16 protein-coding genes and 1 pseudogene are annotated in these 19,772 nt (G+C 63.1%); 5 read left to right on the top strand and 12 right to left on the bottom strand.

The features are described 5' to 3' along the window. Window positions 1-220: 220 nt before the first annotated feature. On the bottom strand, window positions 221-685 hold the full coding sequence (locus RTQ46_RS11320) for a DUF494 domain-containing protein (RefSeq protein WP_312436611.1): 465 nt from the start codon (window positions 683-685) through the stop codon (window positions 221-223). Between the two features lie 95 nt (window positions 686-780). Beyond that, window positions 781-1,890, bottom strand: coding sequence for a DNA-processing protein DprA (dprA, locus tag RTQ46_RS11315; protein ID WP_312436609.1), 1,110 nt, complete (start codon window positions 1,888-1,890; stop codon window positions 781-783). 310 nt (window positions 1,891-2,200) lie between these two features. Here dprA and def point away from each other — a divergent pair, with 310 nt between their 5' ends. The 3 genes from def to RTQ46_RS11300 all read left to right on the top strand — a co-directional run bounded on the left by def (window position 2,201) and on the right by RTQ46_RS11300 (window position 4,703). Continuing rightward, entirely contained in the window at window positions 2,201-2,743 is a 543-nt protein-coding gene (gene def, locus RTQ46_RS11310; protein ID WP_312436607.1) for a peptide deformylase, read from the top strand. Window positions 2,744-2,816: 73 nt separating this feature from the next. Next, the gene (gene fmt, locus RTQ46_RS11305) at window positions 2,817-3,773 is read left to right on the top strand and encodes a methionyl-tRNA formyltransferase (protein ID WP_312436605.1); all 957 of its coding nucleotides are present in this window, start codon (window positions 2,817-2,819) and stop codon (window positions 3,771-3,773) included. A 27-nt stretch (window positions 3,774-3,800) separates the two neighbouring features. Next, window positions 3,801-4,703, top strand: a complete 903-nt coding sequence (locus RTQ46_RS11300; RefSeq protein WP_312436604.1) for a LysR family transcriptional regulator — start codon at window positions 3,801-3,803, stop codon at window positions 4,701-4,703. Here the strand turns inward: RTQ46_RS11300 and RTQ46_RS11295 are convergent, their stop codons facing one another. Continuing rightward, window positions 4,704-5,111 (bottom strand): 4-oxalocrotonate tautomerase family protein, encoded by a 408-nt coding sequence (locus RTQ46_RS11295; RefSeq protein WP_312436603.1) that lies wholly within the window; start codon window positions 5,109-5,111, stop codon window positions 4,704-4,706. Between the two features lie 144 nt (window positions 5,112-5,255). After that, window positions 5,256-7,736, bottom strand: coding sequence for an IPT/TIG domain-containing protein (locus RTQ46_RS11290; RefSeq protein ID WP_312436602.1), 2,481 nt, complete (start codon window positions 7,734-7,736; stop codon window positions 5,256-5,258). Between the two features lie 656 nt (window positions 7,737-8,392). Between RTQ46_RS11290 and metH the strand changes: the two genes are divergently transcribed. Continuing rightward, entirely contained in the window at window positions 8,393-12,190 is a 3,798-nt protein-coding gene (gene metH, locus RTQ46_RS11285; RefSeq protein WP_312436601.1) for a methionine synthase, read from the top strand. A gap of 91 nt (window positions 12,191-12,281) precedes the next feature. Further along, on the top strand, window positions 12,282-12,653 hold the full coding sequence (locus RTQ46_RS11280) for an SPW repeat protein (RefSeq protein ID WP_312436600.1): 372 nt from the start codon (window positions 12,282-12,284) through the stop codon (window positions 12,651-12,653). A gap of 125 nt (window positions 12,654-12,778) precedes the next feature. Here RTQ46_RS11280 and RTQ46_RS11275 read toward each other — a convergent pair whose 3' ends face one another. From RTQ46_RS11275 to RTQ46_RS11240, 8 genes and pseudogenes are all read right to left on the bottom strand, one after another. Next, window positions 12,779-14,059, bottom strand: coding sequence for an EAL domain-containing protein (locus RTQ46_RS11275; RefSeq protein ID WP_312436599.1), 1,281 nt, complete (start codon window positions 14,057-14,059; stop codon window positions 12,779-12,781). Between the two features lie 143 nt (window positions 14,060-14,202). Next, entirely contained in the window at window positions 14,203-14,982 is a 780-nt protein-coding gene (locus RTQ46_RS11270) for a class II glutamine amidotransferase (protein WP_312436597.1), read from the bottom strand. 100 nt (window positions 14,983-15,082) lie between these two features. Next, the gene (locus tag RTQ46_RS11265; RefSeq protein WP_312436596.1) at window positions 15,083-15,340 is read right to left on the bottom strand and encodes a DUF3567 domain-containing protein; all 258 of its coding nucleotides are present in this window, start codon (window positions 15,338-15,340) and stop codon (window positions 15,083-15,085) included. Window positions 15,341-15,501: 161 nt separating this feature from the next. Then, window positions 15,502-15,897 (bottom strand): GTPase, encoded by a 396-nt coding sequence (locus RTQ46_RS11260; protein WP_312436595.1) that lies wholly within the window; start codon window positions 15,895-15,897, stop codon window positions 15,502-15,504. Next, window positions 15,894-16,616, bottom strand: a complete 723-nt coding sequence (locus tag RTQ46_RS11255) for a response regulator (RefSeq protein ID WP_312436594.1) — start codon at window positions 16,614-16,616, stop codon at window positions 15,894-15,896. The genes RTQ46_RS11260 and RTQ46_RS11255 overlap by 4 nt, the downstream gene beginning before the upstream one ends. Window positions 16,617-16,728: 112 nt before the next feature. Then, complete coding sequence (locus RTQ46_RS11250; protein WP_312436592.1) at window positions 16,729-19,008, bottom strand: sensor histidine kinase; 2,280 nt, start codon at window positions 19,006-19,008, stop codon at window positions 16,729-16,731. Next, on the bottom strand, window positions 19,008-19,637 hold the full coding sequence (locus tag RTQ46_RS11245; RefSeq protein ID WP_409518317.1) for a DUF4390 domain-containing protein: 630 nt from the start codon (window positions 19,635-19,637) through the stop codon (window positions 19,008-19,010). Before RTQ46_RS11245 ends, RTQ46_RS11250 begins: the two co-directional genes overlap by 1 nt. After that, window positions 19,609-19,772, bottom strand: a pseudogene (locus RTQ46_RS11240) (16S rRNA (cytosine(967)-C(5))-methyltransferase RsmB); the annotation flags it as partial. The gene RTQ46_RS11245 and the pseudogene RTQ46_RS11240, both read right to left, overlap by 29 nt.

The following is a 19,772-nucleotide window of genomic DNA, read 5'->3' as shown; positions in this document are numbered from 1 at the left end:
GCATGCGCATCATACAGTGCATTGCCGGGCGCCGACGCTTTTGCTGCGCGGTGCCATGTAACTTGTGGTCTTGTCAAGCGGCCAATGATAAGCGCGTATGGAAGAAATCCGCAAGTTATCTAAAGGCAACAATGCGCTGGAGCAAATGTGCTGGCTGGCACGGGCGGCGGGCGGGTGGCGTGACGGCGGCAGGTACGCGTTGCGCCGTCACGGATGGTAATTAGTGCAGCAGGCGGGGAGACAGTTCTTCGTCGGAGCCGAACAGGTCGTCGAACATCAGCGCGTCCGGTTCCTTGCCCTGGCTCCACAGCAGCATCAGCACGATGACCTTCAGCTTGCCCAGGGTCACCGGCGCTTCATCGAGGGCCAGCGCCCGTTCGATGACGATTTCGCGCTGCAGCGGCGAGAGCACCCTGGCGCTTTCGAGGAACTGGATAAAACCGATGGCGGCCGTGCCCAGCACGTCGTATTCCTGCTGCACATAGAAACGCATGCCGGTGGAACTGGCGGTCAGCACCTGCTCGGCGCCGGCCATGGCGTTCAGGTCGGTCAGCCAGACGAGGGCTTCGGAAATCTCCACATCGTCAAAGCCTACGGCCGACAGCTTGCGCGCCAGCGCCGCCGGCTCGGGGCAGGCATCGGGGCGATAATAAGTCTCGTAGAGATAAACCAGGATATCGAACATGGCTCTACTCTATCAGCTAAGTTCGCTACGACACAAGTGCGCTCATCGGTCAATGCCACGGCGTGCGGCAAGGCCGCCACACAAGTGACAAGCTGTCATTTGCAGCGTTGAAACAGTCCTCCCGGCAAGCGTTCCACGCACCCCGCCAGTTCGAGGGCCAGCAACTGCCCCATCACCTCGCCCATCGCCAGGCCGCTGCGCGCGCCCAGCGTATCGGCATCCTGCGGATCGTACCCCAGCGCGGCCAGCAGCGGGTGGCAGCCATCGTCTTCGGCCGCAGCCGGCGTGCCGGCGACGCTGGCCGCCCATTGCAATTCCTGCAGCACATCGTCGACCGACTCGACCAGCTTGGCGCCCTGCTTGATCAGTGCGTGGCAGCCCTTGGCCAGCGCCGAGTGGATCGAGCCGGGCAAGGCATACACGTCGCGCCCGTGTTCGCCGGCCAGGCGTGCCGTGATCAGCGAGCCCGACTGGGCGGCCGCTTCGATCACCAGCACGCCGCGCGCCAGGCCGCTGATCAGGCGATTGCGGCGCGGAAAATTGCCGGGCATGGCGGGCAGGCCCAGCGCGTACTCGCTGACGATGCAGCCCTGTGCGGCTATCCTTTGCGCCAGATCAAGGTTACGGCGCGGGTAGACCAGGTCGGCGCCCGTGCCGATCACGGCCACCGTGCTGCCCGCGCCGCGCAGGCCGCCCTCATGCGCCTGCGTGTCGATGCCCAGCGCCAGCCCGGAGACGACCGTCAAGCCGGCGTGGCTGAGCGCTTCGGCAAATGCGGCCGCGTTCTGCATGCCCTGCGCGCTGGCGTTGCGGCTGCCGATCACGGCCACGCAGGGACGCGACAATAATTCAGCGCGGCCCCGTACATACAGGAGCAGCGGCGGATCGGGGATTTCCAGCAGCAGCGGCGGATAGGCCGAATCGGCCAGGGTCAGCACGCGGTTGCCCGGCTGGCGCAGCCATTGCAGCGTCAGCGCCAGCTGGCTGTTGGCGACCGGCTTGCAAGGCGCCAGCACGGCGCGCGCCACGCCGGCGGACACCACCTCGCGCAGCGCGTCGAACGGGGCGGCAAAGATCTGCGGCGGCAAGCCGAAGCGTTCGAGCAAGGCGCGCGCGGCCACCGGCCCCACGCCGGGCAGCAGCTGCAGGCGCAGCCAGGAAGCCAGTTCGCCCCCACCATCGTCGATTACCGTTGTTGCATCCATGCCATCCTCGCCAGTCCATCAGCACGCAGCCGGTCTTCCATGATAGAGAGGCAAAAGCGGGACGATATCGACCTGCGCAACAAACGTGCATGACAGCGGCAGGAAAACCGCCCGCCATCCACATCGGGTGGGCGTCTGTGATAAAATTTCTCCTTCAATCAGCGTCAAATCACCGGCGATCCAGCGCCGCGCACGCTTGCAGCGTGCCCAACCGTTTAAAGATTTCGAGCAGGGCTGGCCCCACATGGCCGGCAACAACCATCCGGCGCGGCATGCGCCCACACTCAACCAGTCAAACAATCGAATTCGTATGTCCATATTAAATATCCTGCGTTACCCCGATCCGCGCCTGCACACGGTGGCCAAGCCGGTCACCACCTTTGACGACAAGCTGCAGACGCTGATCGACGACATGGCCGAAACCATGTACGACGCGCCCGGCGTGGGCCTGGCGGCGTCGCAGGTCGACCAGCACATCCAGATGATGGTGATCGACATCACCGAAGAAAAGAACCAACTGCAAGTATTCATCAACCCGGAAATCACCTGGGCCAGCGAAGAAAAGCAGGTCTACGACGAAGGCTGCCTGTCGGTACCGGGCGTGTACGACGGCGTCGAGCGCCCGGCCCGCATCAAGGTGCGCGCGCTGGACCGCCACGGCAAGTCATATGAACTGGAAGCCGACGGCCTGCTGGGCGTGTGCATCCAGCATGAAATGGATCACTTGCTGGGCAAGGTTTTCGTGGAATACCTGTCGCCGCTGAAGCGCAACCGCATCAAGACCAAGATGGTCAAGGAAATCCGCGGCCTGGAACGCGAAGCAAGCCTGCGCGCGCAAAATCGCCGTTTCTGAAGCACTACTGGTAAACTGGCGGGCATTGTCATACCCGCCAGGCTTTGCCTGCACACTTCAGACCAGGAACCAGATGAAAGTGATCTTCGCAGGCACGCCTGAATTCGCCGCTACCGCCTTGAAAGACCTGCATGAGGCAGGCTTCGAAATTCCGCTGGTACTGACCCAGCCGGACCGTCCCGCCGGGCGCGGCATGCAGCTGCATGCCTCGGCCGTCAAACAATATGCCCAGCAGCACGGCATCGAGGTGCTGCAGCCGCTTTCCTTGCGCATGGACAGCAAGGACCCGCAGCGCGCGGCCGAAGCGCAAGCTGCCCATGAACGCCTGCTGGCCACCGACTACGACGTGATGGTGGTGGCCGCCTATGGCCTGATCCTGCCGCGCAGCACGCTCGACATCCAGCCCTGCATCAATATCCACGGCTCGCTGCTGCCGCGCTGGCGCGGCGCCGCGCCGATCCACCGCGCCATCGAAGCGGGCGACGATGAAACCGGCGTGACCATCATGCAGATGGAAGAAGGACTGGACACCGGCCCGATGCTGGCGATCGAGCGCGTGGCGATCGAGGCGGGCGACTCCACCGCCACCCTGCACGACAAGCTGGCCGCCCTGGGCGGGCGCATGATCGTCGCCACCCTGCGCAAGATGCAGGAAGCACCGCTGGTGGCCACGCCGCAGCCGGAAGCGGGCGTGACCTATGCGGCAAAGATCGCCAAGGACGAAGCGGCGCTCGATTTTTCGCAGGGTGCGCTGGAGCTGGGCCTGAAAATCCGCGCTTTCAATCCATTCCCGGGCGCCTGCGGCCAGGTCGACGGCGTGGCCGTCAAGATCTGGGCCGCCGAGGTGCTCGAAGCGGACAGCACCCAGCCTGCCGGCCAGGTACTGGCGGCCGACGCCCAGCACGGCATCGTGGTGGCCTGCGGCACCGGCTCGCTGCGCCTGACGCAACTGCAAAAGCCGGGCGGCAAGCGACTGCCGGCGGCGGAGTTCATCAAGGGCTTCCCGCTCGAAGGCAAGCGTTTCCTGTAAGCGCCTTTTCACGCAAGCCCGGCCGCCATGGACCAGCTGACCGCCCTGCGCGCGCTGCGCCGCGTGGTGGAACTGGGCAGCTTCACGGCTGCCGCCAACGCGCTCGGTATTTCCCACTCCATCGTCTCGCGCCAGATCCGCCAGCTGGAACACCAGCTGGGCGCGCAATTGCTCAACCGCACCACGCGGCGCTTTGCCTTGACGGCGGCCGGCCAGCAGTATTACCTGGCCAGCCGCGATATCCTCGACGCGCTCGATGCGGCCGACCGCGCCGTCATGCAGCAGCAGGCGCTGCCTTCCGGCAGCCTGCGCATCAATGCGCCGATGGCGTTCGGCGCGCTGGAACTGGCGGCCTGGCTGCCGCAGTTTGCGGCCCAGTATCCGCAGCTGCAGCTCGACCTGGTGTGCAATGACCGCATGGTCGACCTGATCGAGGAAGGCTTCGACGTGGCCCTGCGCCTGGCGCGCGGCCTGCCCGACTCGACCCTGGTAGCGCGCAGGCTGGCCAGCAGCCGCATGGTGGCCGTCGCGTCGCCAGCCTATCTGGCCCGGCATGGCGTGCCTGCCACGCCGCCGCAGCTGGCGCACCATCAATGCCTGTTGTACACCCTGGCCGACCACCCCGATACCTGGACATTCACCGATGCCGACGGCGCCACGCAGGCGGTGACGGTGCGCGGCAGCCTGCAGGCGAACACCGGCATCGCCCTGCGCACGGCGGCACTGGGCCACATGGGTATTGCCAGCACGGCTGCCTTTATCGTGCGCGACGAACTGGCCAGCGGCGCACTGGTGCAGGTGCTGCCCGGCTACACGCTGGCGCCGCGCACCCTGTACGCGCTGTATCCGCACAGCCGCCACCTGTCGCCCAAGGTGCGCGCGCTGGTCGACTTTGCGGTGGCCTGGTACCGTGACCGCGACTGGGACTGATCAGGCCGATTGCAGCTGCTGGCGCACGGCGCGGAACTGCTGCGTCAGTCCGCCATATCCCCAGGCCGCTTGGCGCGCTTCATGCACATGGATATAGCTGGTCTCGTGCAGGTCGCCCAGGGCAGCCTGCATGGCCGCATGCACGGCGGCGAGATAGCGCGCTTTGTCCGCCGCCGTATTGGTTTCGTCGCTGATCAGCACATCGAGAAAATAGCTGCTTTTGCCCTGCTCTTCCAGCGAGGCGCCTCCAACAAACCAGAGCGCCGGATCGGCATGCTTGACGACAACCGAAGTCAGCTCGGGCGCCTTGTGCAGGATCTCGTGCGTCAATCGGCTGAGGGTGGCGGCAATTGCCGCTGACTGTTGCGCATCGGGCGCGGTGGACAAGTGCAGGTTGAGGATCGGCATGGCGGTGTTCCGGATAATTGAGGAACCATCATGCTAGGCCGCCCGCGCATCAAACGGCAGCCCTGCCCCGGCACATGATTTGTGCATTTTCAGCACAAAAAAAGGGCTTGCCGCAGCAAGCCCTTCAGATATGTCACTACTTGTTTATTTGCGGTCGACCTTGACCATGCGGCCGCGTATCGAGGACGACAGGCTCACTTCAAAGCGGCCACCGGTCGGCAAGGCGCCGATAGCGACCGAGGCGCTGCCACCGGTCAGGGCGCTGGCGACCACCGTCTTGCGGCCATCGGCGGCCACGAACAGCACGGCGGCGTACGGCTCGACATCGGCATTCCACGTGAGGGCCAGGGTAGCGGCCGTCTGTTTCACGTCCAGCGACGCGGCGGCAGCGGCAGCGGCGCGGCGGGCCGAGCGATCCAGCTTGCTGACCACCTTGCCATTGGCCAGCACATCGATGTCGCTGATGTCGCCGGGATTGGCAAAGCTGACACGGAAGTGGCTGGCATCGGTGCGGCTGTCGGCCAGCTGCATGGTATCAAATGGCACGTTAATAGTCGTTCCAGACGCCGTTACGATCCGCAGGCTGTATGTGGCACTGCTGTTTGCCGTGTTGCTGCGTGCGGTGGCAGAAGCGACGGCCGGCTGCAGCTGCACGCCATTGGCGGTGATGCGGCCCGAAATCGTCAGGTAGCCATTCTCGGCGGCCAGTACGCTGGCAGCCACGGAGGCGCCGCGCAGGGTCGCGGAATTGCGGTTTTCCAGGAATTGCTGGATGCGGGCATAGCTGTAGTCCGAGAACCAGGCGCCGCTGCAATAGCTCATCACGTCTTTCATCTGCTTGGTGGCGCCGCCGCTGGCGTAGGCGGGCTGGCCCAGCTGGCCGATGGTGGCGCCGTAGTTGCTGTTATACAGAGGCTGCGCGCCCAGGTCGCCGTTGGCGTACGGGTAATCGGTGGCCGTATTGGTCGGCGAACCGCAAGCGACGTGCTGCAATGCATGGTTGTGGCCGATCTCGTGGATCATCGTTGTCAGCCATTCAGGCCAGGCATTGCCGAATGCATCGGTCGAGGCGGTGCGCGTGGCAGTGGCGTCCAGGCCCAGCGCCGATGGATTGGAGTTGCCCGTGGTGCGGTCACTGATATACGCCAGGCCGGCGGTGCGGCTGGCCGACATCTGCGAGGCAAAGCCGTAATAGAAGGCGCTGCTGTCTTCCTGGTAACGCGCCGCTTCGATCTTCGGCAGGGTGTCCGCCCACCAACTGTCGACCGCGCTGCTGCCGCCGACGTTCAGCGCAGCACGCTTGGTAATGGTGATGTCGCCGGCGGCGTACGGATACACGCGCACCATGGCGGCGCGGATGACTTCAGGGTCCGGCAACACGGAGGTGCCGTCATTGGTGGTCAACGGCACCAGCACCAGGTGGATCTTGGCGGCCGACGAGACGGCCGGCGTGGCTTGCTGGCTCACTTGCGTGCCATCGTTGCCGACGGCGGTCACGCGCACCTGCAGGCCGGGCTGGATCCAGCTCGCTGGCAGGGCGGCGCTGAAGTTGCCGTCGAAGCTGTAGGTATTCCTGGCGGTTGGCAAGGTAGCCGGACCGCTCAGGGTCAGGGTGCCCAGGCTGGCGCCGCTGGCCGAGGTGGCGGCCAGGGTAACGGCCGGGCTGCTGCGGCCGGCCAGGGTACCCAGTACGGACACGCGCACGGCGGCGGCCTTGCCGCGCGTCAGGCGCAGCGCCGTATCGCTGGCGCTCAGGTTCAGCACCTGCGAGAAATCGATGGCGCCCAGGGTGAAGGCGGACACGGCGCCGGCATTGACGGCGGCGCGCGATGGCGACGACAGCATCACGTAGCCGGTGGCCGAACTTGGCGCCGACAGGCGCAGTTCGCCGGCGCTGGCGCTGGCGATGGTGGCGCCGGTCGTGCCGATGGTGGCGCTGCTGACCTGGTCCAGGTTGCTGCCGGTAATCGTAACGACCACATTCGCGCCGCTGACGGCGGTGCTGATGGCCGTCACGCTGACGCTCGGCAGTACCGTGAACGCGGCGCTGGTCTGCGCTTCGTTGTAGCTGCCGCGCACGGTCAGCTGGCCCGACACCGCACCAACCGGTACCACGAATGTCACGCTGCTGTCGGTATGGCTTTGCACGGCGGCGGCCGTGCCGTTGGCAAACACGACTGCCGTCACATTGCCCATGCCGGCGCCGGTGACGGTCACGCTGCTGCCCACTTCGCCCGTGCCCGGCGTGACTTCGCCCACCGTCAACGGCAGGTACACCGTCACGGCCTGGCTGCTGGCCGCCGCGCCGCTGGCGCTGACCAGGCTCAAGGTGCCGGCAACCGGCGTGGCCGGCATCGCCAGGGTGGCGCTGGTGGCGCTGACATTGCTGCTGGCCAAGGTCACGCCGCCGATCTGGAACGCCGTCACGCGGTCCAGATTGGTACCGGTCACGGTCAGGCTGCCACCAGCCGCCACCGTATTGGCCGACACGGCCGTCACGGCCGGCACAATCGCCGGACTGGTAGTGGTGGTAGCCACCACAGTCTCACCGCCGCCACCTCCACCGCCGCCGCAAGCGGACAGACCCAGCATGGCAATCAATGCAATAAGCAAATGGTTTTTCATGGCTGGCATCCGTTTCCGCGCAGCGCGACAGCAGGAGAAGTGAAAGAGTTATGTGACATATCGGTGACTTTTGGAGAGAATTTGCAATTAAGGAAGCGTCATTATGATTCAAATTAATTCCTAAAGACAACTATTAATGCTTTCGGCTTAATTGCTTGGGCCAATATTTAACATGCCTCACTGACAACCTTAATTTTAGGCATCACCACTCTCGCTCTGTATTGCCGTAAATCAATCTTTGTTTTCAAAAAGAATATTGACAGCTAATTCATTAAAAATAATTTCAGCGATTTACAAAAATGTGGGGAATTTTCCACATAAAGAAGTGACTATCATCTTGATATCTTTTGATTAATTAACATTTCCGGCAAGATTTTCACAAATGTAGTGCGGGATAGAATGTGAGAGAAAGTCCGAAGACAGCGCTGGCGCGATTTCTGGCGGCGGGATGTGTTGCGTGGATGGGCTATCGGCGGCTGATCGTGGCTTTTGCCCAAAACCAAAACAGCCTGATGCCGTATAATTTTAGACCCGGTGTAATCAGGCGATTGCCACCTTCTGCCAGCCTATCCGGCCGGCGCACTCCGTCGGCTGACCCTGCTGATCCGCATCGCCTTTCCACCGCGCCGCCGCCCGTTGCCTATTGAAAGCATGAAATGACCGATACCGTGATCCCTGCCCCGTCCCCGACCGAAGCCTCGTTGCGCGCCATCCTGGCGCGCCGGATCATGATCCTCGACGGCGCGATGGGCACGATCATCCAGCAGTACAAGCTCGACGAAGTGGCGTATCGCGGCGGGCCGCAGGGCCGCTTTATCGACTTCGCGGCACCGGCCGATTCCGGCGCGCGCGAACTGTTCGTCAAAGGCAATAATGAATTATTGACACTGACGCAGCCGCATATCATCCAGGAAATCCACGAGCGCTACCTGGCGGCCGGCGCCGACCTGATCGAAACGAATACCTTTGGCGCCACCACGATCGCCCAGGACGACTATCACATGGCGCACCTGGCCTACGAGATGAACGTGGAAGCGGCCAGGCTGGCGCGCGCCGCCTGCGACAAGTATTCCACGCCGGACAAGCCGCGTTTCGTGGCCGGCGCCCTGGGACCGACGCCAAAGACCGCCTCGATCTCGCCCGACGTCAACGATCCGGCCGCGCGCAATATCACCTTCGACCAGCTGGTCGCTTCCTACCTGCAGCAGACAAAAGGCCTGGTCGAAGGCGGCGCCGACGTGTTGCTGGTGGAAACCATTTTCGACACCCTCAACTGCAAGGCCGCGCTGTTCGCGATCGACCTGTTCTACGAGCAGAATCCGGACGTGGTGCGCCTGCCGCTGATGATTTCCGGCACCGTCACCGATGCGTCGGGCCGCATCCTGTCAGGCCAGACCGTGCCCGCTTTCTGGAATTCGATCCGCCACGCGAAACCGCTGACGATCGGCCTGAACTGTGCGCTGGGCGCCGCCCTGATGCGCCCGTACGCGGAGGAACTGTCGAAGATCGCCGACACCTTTGTCTGCATTTACCCGAATGCCGGCCTGCCCAACCCGATGAGCGACACGGGCTTTGACGAACTGCCGGAAGACACCTCCGCCCTGCTGCGCGAATTTGCCGACGCGGGTTTCCTGAACATGGCCGGCGGCTGCTGCGGCACCACGCCGGAGCACATCAAGGCGATCGGCGAGCTGCTGGCGCACAATACACCGCGCACCATCCCGGCGAAAAGCCACGACCTGCGCCTGGCCGGCCTGGAGCCGTTTGTCATCAATGACGAGTCGCTGTTCGTCAACGTGGGCGAGCGCACCAACGTCACCGGTTCGAAGGCATTTGCGCGCATGATTCTCAACGAGCAATACGACGAAGCCTTGTCGGTGGCGCGCCAGCAGGTGGAAAACGGCGCCCAGGTGATCGACATCAACATGGACGAGGCGATGCTCGATTCGCTGGCCGCCATGACGCGTTTCCTGAACCTGATCGCCTCCGAACCCGATATTTCACGCGTGCCCATCATGGTCGATTCGTCGAAATGGTCGGTGATCGAAGCGGGCCTGAAATGCGTGCAGGGCAAGGCCATCGTCAACTCGATTTCGATGAAGGAAGGCGAAGCGGAATTCCTGCGCCAGGCCACCCTGTGCCGCCGCTATGGCGCGGCCGTGATCGTAATGGCCTTCGATGAAAAGGGCCAGGCCGATACGTTCGAGCGCAAGATCGAGATCTGCGCGCGCGCCTATCATTTGCTGGTCGACGCGCTCGACTTCCCGCCGGAAGACATCATTTTCGACCCGAACATCTTTGCCGTGGCCACCGGCATCGAAGAGCACAACAACTACGCGGTCGACTTCATCAACGCCACGCGCTGGATCAAGGACAACCTGCCGCACGCGAAAATTTCCGGCGGCGTATCGAACGTGTCGTTCAGCTTCCGCGGCAACGATCCGGCGCGCGAAGCGATCCACACCGTGTTCCTGTACCACGCCATCAAGGCCGGCATGACCATGGGCATCGTCAACGCCGGCATGGTCGGCGTGTACGACAACCTCGACCCGGAACTGCGCGAACGGGTGGAAGACGTGGTGCTGAACCGCCGCGAAGACTCGACCGAGCGCATGATCGAATTTGCCGGCACCCTGAAAGCGGGCGGCGGCAAGGCCGACGTGCAGAACCTGGCCTGGCGCGAAGGCACGGTGCAGGCGCGCCTGTCGCACGCGCTGGTGCACGGCATCACGCAGTTCATCGTCGAGGACACGGAAGAAGCGCGCCAGGAACTGCTGCACAACGGCGGGCGCCCGATCCACGTGATCGAAGGCCCGCTGATGGCCGGCATGGACGTGGTCGGCGACCTGTTCGGCCAAGGCAAGATGTTTTTGCCGCAGGTGGTGAAATCGGCGCGCGTGATGAAACAGGCGGTGGCCCACCTGATTCCGTTTATCGAAGAAGAAAAACTGCTGGAAGAAAAGCGCACCGGGATTGTCGCCAAGCCGAAAGGCAAGATCATCATGGCGACCGTAAAAGGCGACGTGCATGATATCGGCAAGAATATCGTCACCGTGGTGCTGCAATGTAATAACTTTGAAGTGGTGAATATGGGCGTGATGGTGCCGTGCTCGGAAATCCTGGCGCGCGCCAAAGTGGAAAATGCCGATATTATCGGACTGTCCGGCCTGATTACGCCGTCGCTCGAAGAAATGGCCTATGTCGCCAAGGAAATGCAGCGCGATGAACACTTCCGCATGCTGAAAATTCCGCTCCTGATCGGCGGCGCCACCACCAGCCGCGCCCATACGGCCGTGAAAATCGCCCACAACTACGAAGGCCCCGTCATCTATGTGCCGGACGCGTCGCGCTCCGTGTCGGTGGCGCAGTCGCTGCTGACGCCCGAGCAGCGCGACAAATACGTGGAAGATATCGAGCTCGACTACGCGCGCATCCGCGAACAGCACGCCAACAAGAAGGCATTGCCGATCCTGTCGCTGGCCAAGGCGCGCGCCAACAAGATGGCGTTGCCGTTCGACGGCGCCTGCACGCCCGTGAAACCGAAATTCATCGGCCGCCGCGTGTTCAAAAATGTCGACCTGGCCACGCTGGCCAACTATGTCGACTGGGGCCCGTTCTTCCAGACCTGGGACCTGGCCGGCCCCTTCCCCGCCATCCTGAGCGATGAAGTGGTGGGCGACGCGGCCACCAGGGTGTATGCGGAAGGCCAGGCGCTGCTGAAAAAGCTGATCGACGGCCGCTGGCTGACGGCCAATGGCGTGGTGGCGCTGCTGCCGGCCAACAGCGTCAACGATGACGATATCGAGGTCTACACGGACGACTCGCGCAGCACCGTTGCCTTCACTTACTATGGCATGCGCCAGCAGGGCGTGAAACCGCTGGTCGACGGCGTGCAGCGGCCGAACCAGTGCCTGGCCGACTTTATCGCGCCGAAGGAATCGGGCGTCAAGGATTACCTCGGCATGTTTGCCGTGACGTCGGGCCTGGGCATCGAGAAATACGAGAAGCGCTTCGAAGACGCGCATGACGACTACTCGTCCATCATGTTGAAATCGCTGGCCGACCGCCTGGCCGAAGCGTTTGCCGAATACCTGCATGAACGCGTGCGTACCGACCTGTGGGGCTATGCCGCCGGCGAACAGCTGAGCAACGACGACATGATCGCCGAAAAGTATGTCGGCATCCGCCCGGCGCCCGGCTACCCGGCCTGTCCCGAGCACACCGTCAAGCGCGCGATGTTCGACGTGCTGCAGGCCGAAGAAATCGGCATGCAGCTGACGGAGTCTTACGCCATGTTCCCCGGCGCGGCCGTCTCCGGCTTCTACTTTGCCCACCCGGAATCGAAGTACTTCGTGGTCGGCAAGATCGGCGAGGACCAGGTGGACGACATGGTCAAGCGCCGCGGCGTGCCGAAGGAAGACATCGAGCGCTGGCTGGCGCCCAACCTGTCGTAAGCCAGGCACCGCACGGAACTTTCGGCCCGCAGACAGCCACTAAGGCTGTATGCGGGCGCCTGGTGGCGCCGGTATCTTCACGGGAGGCATCATGGCAACGCAATTCAAACTGAAACGCTGGCAGGATCAGCTGATCCTGCTGTTGGGCCTGTGGCTGATCGTCTCGCCCTGGGTCTATTCCTATCCGCAAGGCTCGCAGCAGATGATCAACGCCGTCGTGTCCGGGCTGGTGATCGCCGTGCTGGCCGCCTTCGACCTGTACAAGACCTATTTCTGGGCCGTGGTCGTCAATTTGCTGGTGGGGGTGTGGGTGGCGGTCTCGCCGTGGGTGCTGCGGCTGGCCGAACAGAGTACCTTGATGTGGAACTCCGTCATCGTCGGCATCGCGGTGGCCGTGCTGGCTTTGTGGGAACTGCGCACCGATCCCGAGCTGCACAAGCATTGGCCGGGGGCGGCGGCGTGAGTGGATGGGCCGTGTTGGTCGGGTAGGTCGGATTAGGCCGCAGGCCGTAATCCGACACCACCACCAGCCGTGCCAACAATGTTGTCGGATTACGGCCCTGCGGGCCTAATCCGACCTGCGATACCCTACAGGGCGTAACGCACCACGTTGTCGCTCCACTCGAACGCCGCCATTTCCAGCTCGACCAGATCGTCCGGCGACATCGCTAGGTCGCGCAGGGTGGGCACGATTTCGCCTTCCATGTCTTCGATCCGTTCGATACACTCGGCCAGGCGCAGCAGGTCGCCGTAGAAACCGCCGCGCGACAGCAAGGCTTCGGCCACTTCGTCGATCACTTCGATCTGTTTCAGGATATCGGCCATCGGCACGCCGAACAGGGTATCCATCAGCGACATGATGCCGACCGTAAAGGCGATATCGGCCGAGTGCGCATGGGTCGGGCGCAGTTTATGAGCCAGCAGTTCGAGCAGGCGGCCGCGCGTGGTGGCCAGCATCAGCAGCGGCGTCATGCTGTGGCCACGCTTGCTTGGTTCCGCGTACAGCATGATCTGCAGCCAGCGCTGCAGCTGGCGGCGGCCCAGCACGCTGACGGCCTGGCTCAGCGAGTCGATGCGCTGGCGGGCACCGACGGCCGGCGTATTGACCAGGCGCAGCAGGTTCAGGGCCAGCGAGACGTCGCGCTTGATGGCGCGCTCGATGTCCATATTGTCGGCGTCGGACGTGACCAGGGTCATCAGTTCCATCACGGCCAGTTGCGACGGCGACAGCTTCTTGCCCGTCATGATGGCCGGCTTGGCAAAGTAGTAACCCTGGAAGTAGTCAAAGCCCAGGTCCAGCGTGGACTTGAATTCTTCGCGCGTTTCGACTTTTTCCGCCACCAGTTTTTTCTGTTCGCGCTTGAAACGCAGCGCCAGGCTGGCCAGGGCGGTAGGCTTGAGCGAGCGCACATCCATCTTGACGTACTGCACCAGCGGCAACAGTTCCTGCACCTGCAGGGTATCGGCCACCACGTTTTCCAGCGCAAACGTGAAGCCGTGACCGGCCAGCTCGCTGATGCGCGCACGCAGTTCCGGCGTGACCGTCATCGATTCGACTATCTCCAGCACCACTTTTTCGCGTGGCAGGAAGCTGAAAATATCGCTCATGATCACGTCGGCGTCGACATTGACGAAGCCGAGCGCGTCGCCGACCACTTTTTCCATGCCCAGCTGCGAAGCATGGGCAATCACGCTGGCGGTAGCCGACAGGTCGCTGGTAATATTGGCGGGCCCGACCGGGGCGTTGCGAAATAGCAACTCGTAGCCGAACAAGGCCTGGTTGCGGTCGAGAATGGGCTGTCGCCCCAGATAGAACTCGCGCACGCGCAAGGGTTTCGGGGTGATGTCGTTGCTGGAAATATCGATCATTAAATCTTCATCAATCACGTCGAGTGATGCCGGCGGCGCCACGCCTGCATCAAGGTTCACTATTGACAATACTTCAAGTAGTTCAATTTTGCCCGCGCTACTGGCTATTTTGGCAGCATTGCTCGGTATTGTCGTCAACAAATTCAAATCGCGGGCGCTTCTTGTACCGCGCCGTCTACAAACAATTTCAATTCGCCGGGCGCGAACGCCGTCCATTGTTCATTGGTGGTCAAAGGTTGTGTGACGATCACGGCCACCCGGTCCTGCGGCGTGGTGACCTGCGAAAAGTCCACGCTCAAGTCTTCATCGGACAGTTTAGCAGTAGGAAAGGGATGCTGTCGCACCAGATAGTGCAAACTGGTGGAACAGTGGGCAAACAGCGCCTCGCCGCTCGACAGCATCATGTTGAAGGTGCCGTGCGCGGCAATGGCGGGCACCAGCCCGGCCAGCGCCGCCTGCAGTTGCGGCAAGGCGGGCGGCGCATCGCCGAAGCGCGCGTGCAGTTCCTGCAGCAGATAGCAGAAGGCCCGTTCGCTGTCGGTGCTGCCGACCGGACGATAGCTGCCGTTCAGGACAGGATTGAATTCCTTCAGGTCGCCATTGTGGGCAAACACCCAGTAGCGGCCCCACAGTTCGCGCACGAACGGGTGGCAGTTTTCCAGCGCCACCTGCCCTTGAGTAGCCTTGCGGATATGCGCGATGACATTGCGCGACTTGATCGGATAGCGTTTGATCAGCTCGGCCACCGGCGAAGCGATGGCCGCCTGGTGATCGACGAAATGGCGCACGCCGGCGCCTTCGAAAAAGGCGATGCCCCAGCCGTCATGGTGGGTATCGGTATGGCCGCCGCGCATGGCGAAGCCGGTAAAACTGAAGACAATGTCGGTGGGGACATTGCAATTCATTGCGAGAAGTTGGCACATGGTCTGTTTGCAGCAAGATAACCTGGCCACCATACCACGGCGCCACGTGCTTGGGTATGGTGGCGATCGCCACCAACCCACCGCCCTGCCGGAGCGTAAACTAGTGCAGCAGCACCGGCTGGCTCATCAGGGAATCATAGCTGCCGAGAAATTCATCGATTTCTTCCATGGTGGGCTCGCTGGCGATCAGCTCGCTGACATCGCGGCGGAAGTTTTGTGCCAGCTCGCCGGCGATAAAGGTTTCGCGCTTGCCGCCCTTGTCGACGATTTCATAGCCGCCAAAGCGCAGCGCTTCCAGGTTGCGGTCGGCGCCGAATTCGACCACGCTATATTGCTCGCTGTTATAGATCAGGTTCATTGTGCGTCCTTCGCTCAGGCAGGAGGAACTCCTGCGGTTTCAGAACAGAGGTGGGGGCCCGCCGCGCCATTTCAAGCGCTGCCCCGCCCTGCAGGGAAAGTAGTTGTAACGAAATGCAAGCTGCGTGAAAACTGCGATCGGGACGGCTACGGCAACCACGGTCAGGTAACAATCAGGTCCGGCTCCAGCGCCAGCCAGGCATCGTAGGGACTGGCTGACAGCCAGCTGCGCAACTGTTCGATATGCGTGGCGTCCGCCAGGCTGAGGAACAGCTGCGCGGGGGGATGGCGCAGGAGACGATTCAATGTTACACGCAATACGAGATTGCCGCTGCAGCACAGGCAACCGGGTGCGATGCGCAGCAATTGCAAGGAGGAAGGAGATAAATTCTGTTCGGCCAGGTCGGCCAGGATGGAGTTGCTGTTCGCCAATCCTTCGAGGATCACGGCATTGGCTTGTTGCGGCGGCAACGCCTGCGCGATGGCCGCCTCGCGCAGGCTGGCGCTCCCGCCGCTGACCAGGGTCAGCGGCGTCAGGGGCCGCGCCGCTGGGGTCACAGGTTCTTCTTGGCCAGCTTGCCCGGCTCCACGCCCAATTGCTTGAGTTTGCGGTACAGGTGAGTACGTTCCAGGCCGGTTTTTTCCGCCACGCGCGTCATGCTGCCGCCTTCACGGCCCAGATGATGTTCGAAATACATGCGCTCGAACGCATCGCGCGCCTCGCGCAGCGGCAGGTCGAACGACAGATTGTAGCCATGGCCTTCGGCCTGGGCCGGTGCGGCGATGCCGGGACGCACCATCATCTGTTGCGGCGCGCTGCCGCCAAAGCTCGGCGCCGGATGGCTGCTGCTCTCTTCGACCGGAGCGGCCACCACGGGACGCGGCGCCGCTGCCGGTGCGCGCACGGTTTCCTGGGCACGGGTCAGGCCTTGCTGTACCGCTTTCAACAATTTTTGCAGGGCAATCGGTTTTTCCAGGAAGTTCAGCGCACCGATGCGCGTCGCTTCGACCGCCGTATCTATCGTGGCATGACCCGACATCATAATGACCGGCATGGTCAGCAGGCCGTCACGCTGCCACTCCTTGAGCAGGGTCACGCCGTCGGTATCGGGCATCCAGATGTCCAGCAATACCAGGTCGGGCGCACCAGCGGCACGCGCTTCACGCGCCTGCTGCGCATTTTCGGCCAGCTGGATAGCATGTCCTTCGTCGCCCAGTATCTCCGAGAGCAACTCACGGATACCCATTTCATCATCCACTACGAGTATGTTTGCCATTCGTGTCTTGCCTTCCTCATTTCGCCGCCCTGCGTGCCGGTCGGCACGCCGCGGACAACTATGATTTTATTAGTGTTTTACGTACTAAACCAGACGCGTTCGCCAGCAAATGCTAAGCCACGGCGTCGGGAGCTAACTTTAACAGCAAAATGACAACCGAAGCGCCACTGCTGTCCTCGCGGTTCTCGATATCGATGCGCCCGCCATGCTCATCGATGATTTTCTTCACCATCGCCAGGCCCAGGCCGGTTCCGCGCGCCTTGGAGGTAACGTACGGTTCGAATGCGCGCGCCAGGATTTTGGGCGCGAAACCCGGACCGTTGTCCGTAATGGCCATGCGCACGGCGACGTTGACGCCACCGTCCGCACTGCGATAATGAATTGCTTCGGTGCGTACGTCAATGCGGGGATGCGGCATGCCGTGCGGCAAGTCCGCCATCGCGTCCTGCGCATTCTGCAGCAGGTTGTGGATGACCTGGCGCAGCTGGGTCGGATCGCCCATCACCATCGGCAGGTTCGGCGCCAGTTGCGGGTGGATGATGTCGCCATCGTCGCCGCCCAGGTACAGGTTCAGGATCTCGTCGATCAGCTCATTGAGGCGCAGCGGCACCAGCACCGCCGGCGGCGTGCGCGCGTAATCGCGGAAGTCGTCGACCATGCGCTTCATCGCGTCGACCTGCTTGACGATGGTGGTGGTGGCGCGGCCCAGCAGGTCGGCGTCGGCCTGCTCCAGCTTGCCTTCCAGCTTCATCTGCAGGCGTTCGGCCGACAGCTGGATCGGCGTGAGCGGATTCTTGATTTCATGCGCCAGGCGGCGCGCCACCTCGCCCCAGGCGATCGAGCGCTGGGCCGAGATCACGTCGGAGATATCGTCGAAGACGACGATATAGCCGCTGCCCGATTCGAGCGGCAGGCGCGAACCGCGCGCCAGCAGCGTGATGTCGTGTTCGTCGGCACTGCTGCCCAGGCGGCGCGGAATCTCGATCTGGCGCTGCCAGTGCAGGCGCTGGGCGTTGCGTCCCGATGCCGATTGCGCGCTCTGCGCCGAAAAGGCGCTGACGATGGCGGAGCCAAATTCTTCCATGCCAGAAATATTGATCAAGGGCTGGCCCACCATCGTCACGCCCGCGTGCTGCAGGATGCGCTCGACCGAGTCATTGCAGGTCACCAGCTTGAAGTCGCCGTCGAGCACCATCACGCCGGCCGACATATTGGCCAGCACCGATTCCAGGTGGGCCTTGGCGTTCTGCAGCGCGGCGCGGTTGCTTTCCACGGCCGTGCGCGCGTCGAGCAGCTGGCGCGTCATGATATTGAACGACTGCGTCAAGGTACCCAGCTCATCGCGCGAGGCAACGATGGGCCGCGGCGACAGATCGCCCTCGGCCACCGCGCGCGTGCCTTCGGCCAGCACCAGCAGCGGCTGCGCCAGGTTGCTGGCGATCAGGAAGGCGCTGCCGATGGCGCCGAAAATGGCCAGCAGCAAGGTGAGCGTGAGGATTTCCATGTACATCTTGCGCAGGCCCACGCGCGCCACAAAGCGTTCCTTGTATTCGCTGTAGGCGCCGCGCAGCACTTCGCCATTGGTGGCCAGCTTGGGCGGCACCGATTGCAGCAGCTGCAGATAGCGGGGCGACACGGATGGACCCGGCACGGCCACCAGCACCCGCAGGCGCAGGCTGGCGGCGGCATCCACCGGGGCCGGCGGGCCACGCATGCCGCCGCCGCCCGATTCCGTGCCATCCTCATGCAGCTCGGCGCCGCCTTCGGCCGAGGCATAACCGGCCGGCAAGGCGGCCTGCGCCAGCATGGCCGCCGTCGGCAGGTCGGCGCCGCTGTGCGGGCCGGCACTGGCCAGCAGCACGCCGTCGCCACTGACGATCATCACATTCTGCATGCCCTCTTCGCGCAACAGGCTGGTCAGCACGGCCGGACCGGCCACCGGGTCGCTGCCCAGTTCCTCGACCGCTTTCTTGCCGCGGTGATCGAGCTCGACCAAGGCCGCGTCCAGGCCGGCGCGGCCCAGTTCCAGGCCCGATTCCAGCGCCGCTTCGATCTTGACGTTGAACCACGACTCGATCGAATGGGAGACGAACTGCACCGAGACCAGGAAGATCACCAGGCCGGGCAGGATGCCGACGGCGGCAAACAGCATCACCAGGCGCATCATCAGCCTGGAGCCGAACTTGCCGCTCTTGTAGCGCGCATACAGGCGGCCCAGCGAGATGCCGACCAGCGCCAGCAGCGACACGGCCACGGCCGCATTCAGGCCCAGCAGCCAGGTGTAATAACGGTCAAAGAAGCCGGAATTGTCGGAAGCGGACGCCAGCAGAAACAGCAGGATGCTGACGATGCCGCCACCGACGACCAGCAGATAGCGCAATGCCTGGGTCACTACTCCGCCGTATACAAAAAGGTTTTCTTGTTCGAGGACAGGCGCCAGTCGCTGTTGTTGAAGGCGTTGACCTGGATCGGCTTGGGCAGGTAATCGCGGTCCATCCCCATGCGCAAGGTGACGTTATAGGTCTGCCCCACTTTCAGCGCGCCGCGCGCCGCCACCAGCCAGCGGCTGGGCCGGCGGATCAGGAACAGCGCGTCGTCGAGCGTGGGAAAACTTTGCTGCACGCTGCCGCCCACCGACACATGGTACTGGCGCGTGAGCACGTTGTAATACAGACGGCTGGTCTGGCGCGCGACGATGGCTTTTTCATCGAACCAGTACCAGCGCGGCCGGGTCAGTTCGATCTCCGTCGTGAAATACAGCGGCACGCCATGCTGCACGGCATCATCGAGATCGTGATTGAGATCAAACGAATAGCTGGCGGCCAGCTTGTAGCCTTCTTCGTTCGATTCGATATAGGCGCGCGTGATCTCGACCACATCGGCGGCGTACGCGCGTGGCGTCAGGCATGCCAGCAGCATCAGCAGGGTCAGGAGTCGGAAGAATGTCACGTGGTGGCCGGTGGTATCCGTCTGAAAAGGTGTGGCGTCTCGTTCAAGCCGCATTTTTTTGAAATAGCGCATAGAACAAGCCGTCATGGTCCTGCTCCGCGCTGCCGGTCGGCAACAGCTGGCCAGGTGCTGTCAAACGGGTCGCGTTATTGCGCACCGCAAATGCTGCCGCCTGCGCCTCGGACTCTTGCGGCCACAGTGAACAGG

The sequence above is a fragment of the Janthinobacterium sp. genome, from assembly GCF_031995485.1.
In the GTDB taxonomy this organism is placed as follows: domain Bacteria; phylum Pseudomonadota; class Gammaproteobacteria; order Burkholderiales; family Burkholderiaceae_D; genus Janthinobacterium.
The sequence above is the reverse complement of the archived record's forward strand: the minus strand, read 5'-3'. Positions and strand labels throughout refer to the sequence as shown.

Bases quoted from the DNA above. Each gene is read 5' to 3' on its own strand.
- RTQ46_RS11320 (WP_312436611.1), bottom strand. From the start codon at position 685: ATGTTCGATATCCTGGTTTATCTCTACGAGACTTATTATCGCCCCGAT.
- dprA (WP_312436609.1), bottom strand. From the start codon at position 1,890: ATGGATGCAACAACGGTAATCGACGATGGTGGGGGCGAACTGGCTTCC.
- def (WP_312436607.1), top strand. From the start codon at position 2,201: ATGTCCATATTAAATATCCTGCGTTACCCCGATCCGCGCCTGCACACG.
- fmt (WP_312436605.1), top strand. From the start codon at position 2,817: ATGAAAGTGATCTTCGCAGGCACGCCTGAATTCGCCGCTACCGCCTTG.
- RTQ46_RS11300 (WP_312436604.1), top strand. From the start codon at position 3,801: ATGGACCAGCTGACCGCCCTGCGCGCGCTGCGCCGCGTGGTGGAACTG.
- RTQ46_RS11295 (WP_312436603.1), bottom strand. From the start codon at position 5,111: ATGCCGATCCTCAACCTGCACTTGTCCACCGCGCCCGATGCGCAACAG.
- RTQ46_RS11290 (WP_312436602.1), bottom strand. From the start codon at position 7,736: ATGAAAAACCATTTGCTTATTGCATTGATTGCCATGCTGGGTCTGTCC.
- metH (WP_312436601.1), top strand. From the start codon at position 8,393: ATGACCGATACCGTGATCCCTGCCCCGTCCCCGACCGAAGCCTCGTTG.
- RTQ46_RS11280 (WP_312436600.1), top strand. From the start codon at position 12,282: ATGGCAACGCAATTCAAACTGAAACGCTGGCAGGATCAGCTGATCCTG.
- RTQ46_RS11275 (WP_312436599.1), bottom strand. From the start codon at position 14,059: ATGATCGATATTTCCAGCAACGACATCACCCCGAAACCCTTGCGCGTG.
- RTQ46_RS11270 (WP_312436597.1), bottom strand. From the start codon at position 14,982: ATGTGCCAACTTCTCGCAATGAATTGCAATGTCCCCACCGACATTGTC.
- RTQ46_RS11265 (WP_312436596.1), bottom strand. From the start codon at position 15,340: ATGAACCTGATCTATAACAGCGAGCAATATAGCGTGGTCGAATTCGGC.
- RTQ46_RS11255 (WP_312436594.1), bottom strand. From the start codon at position 16,616: ATGGCAAACATACTCGTAGTGGATGATGAAATGGGTATCCGTGAGTTG.
- RTQ46_RS11245 (WP_409518317.1), bottom strand. From the start codon at position 19,637: ATGCGCTATTTCAAAAAAATGCGGCTTGAACGAGACGCCACACCTTTT.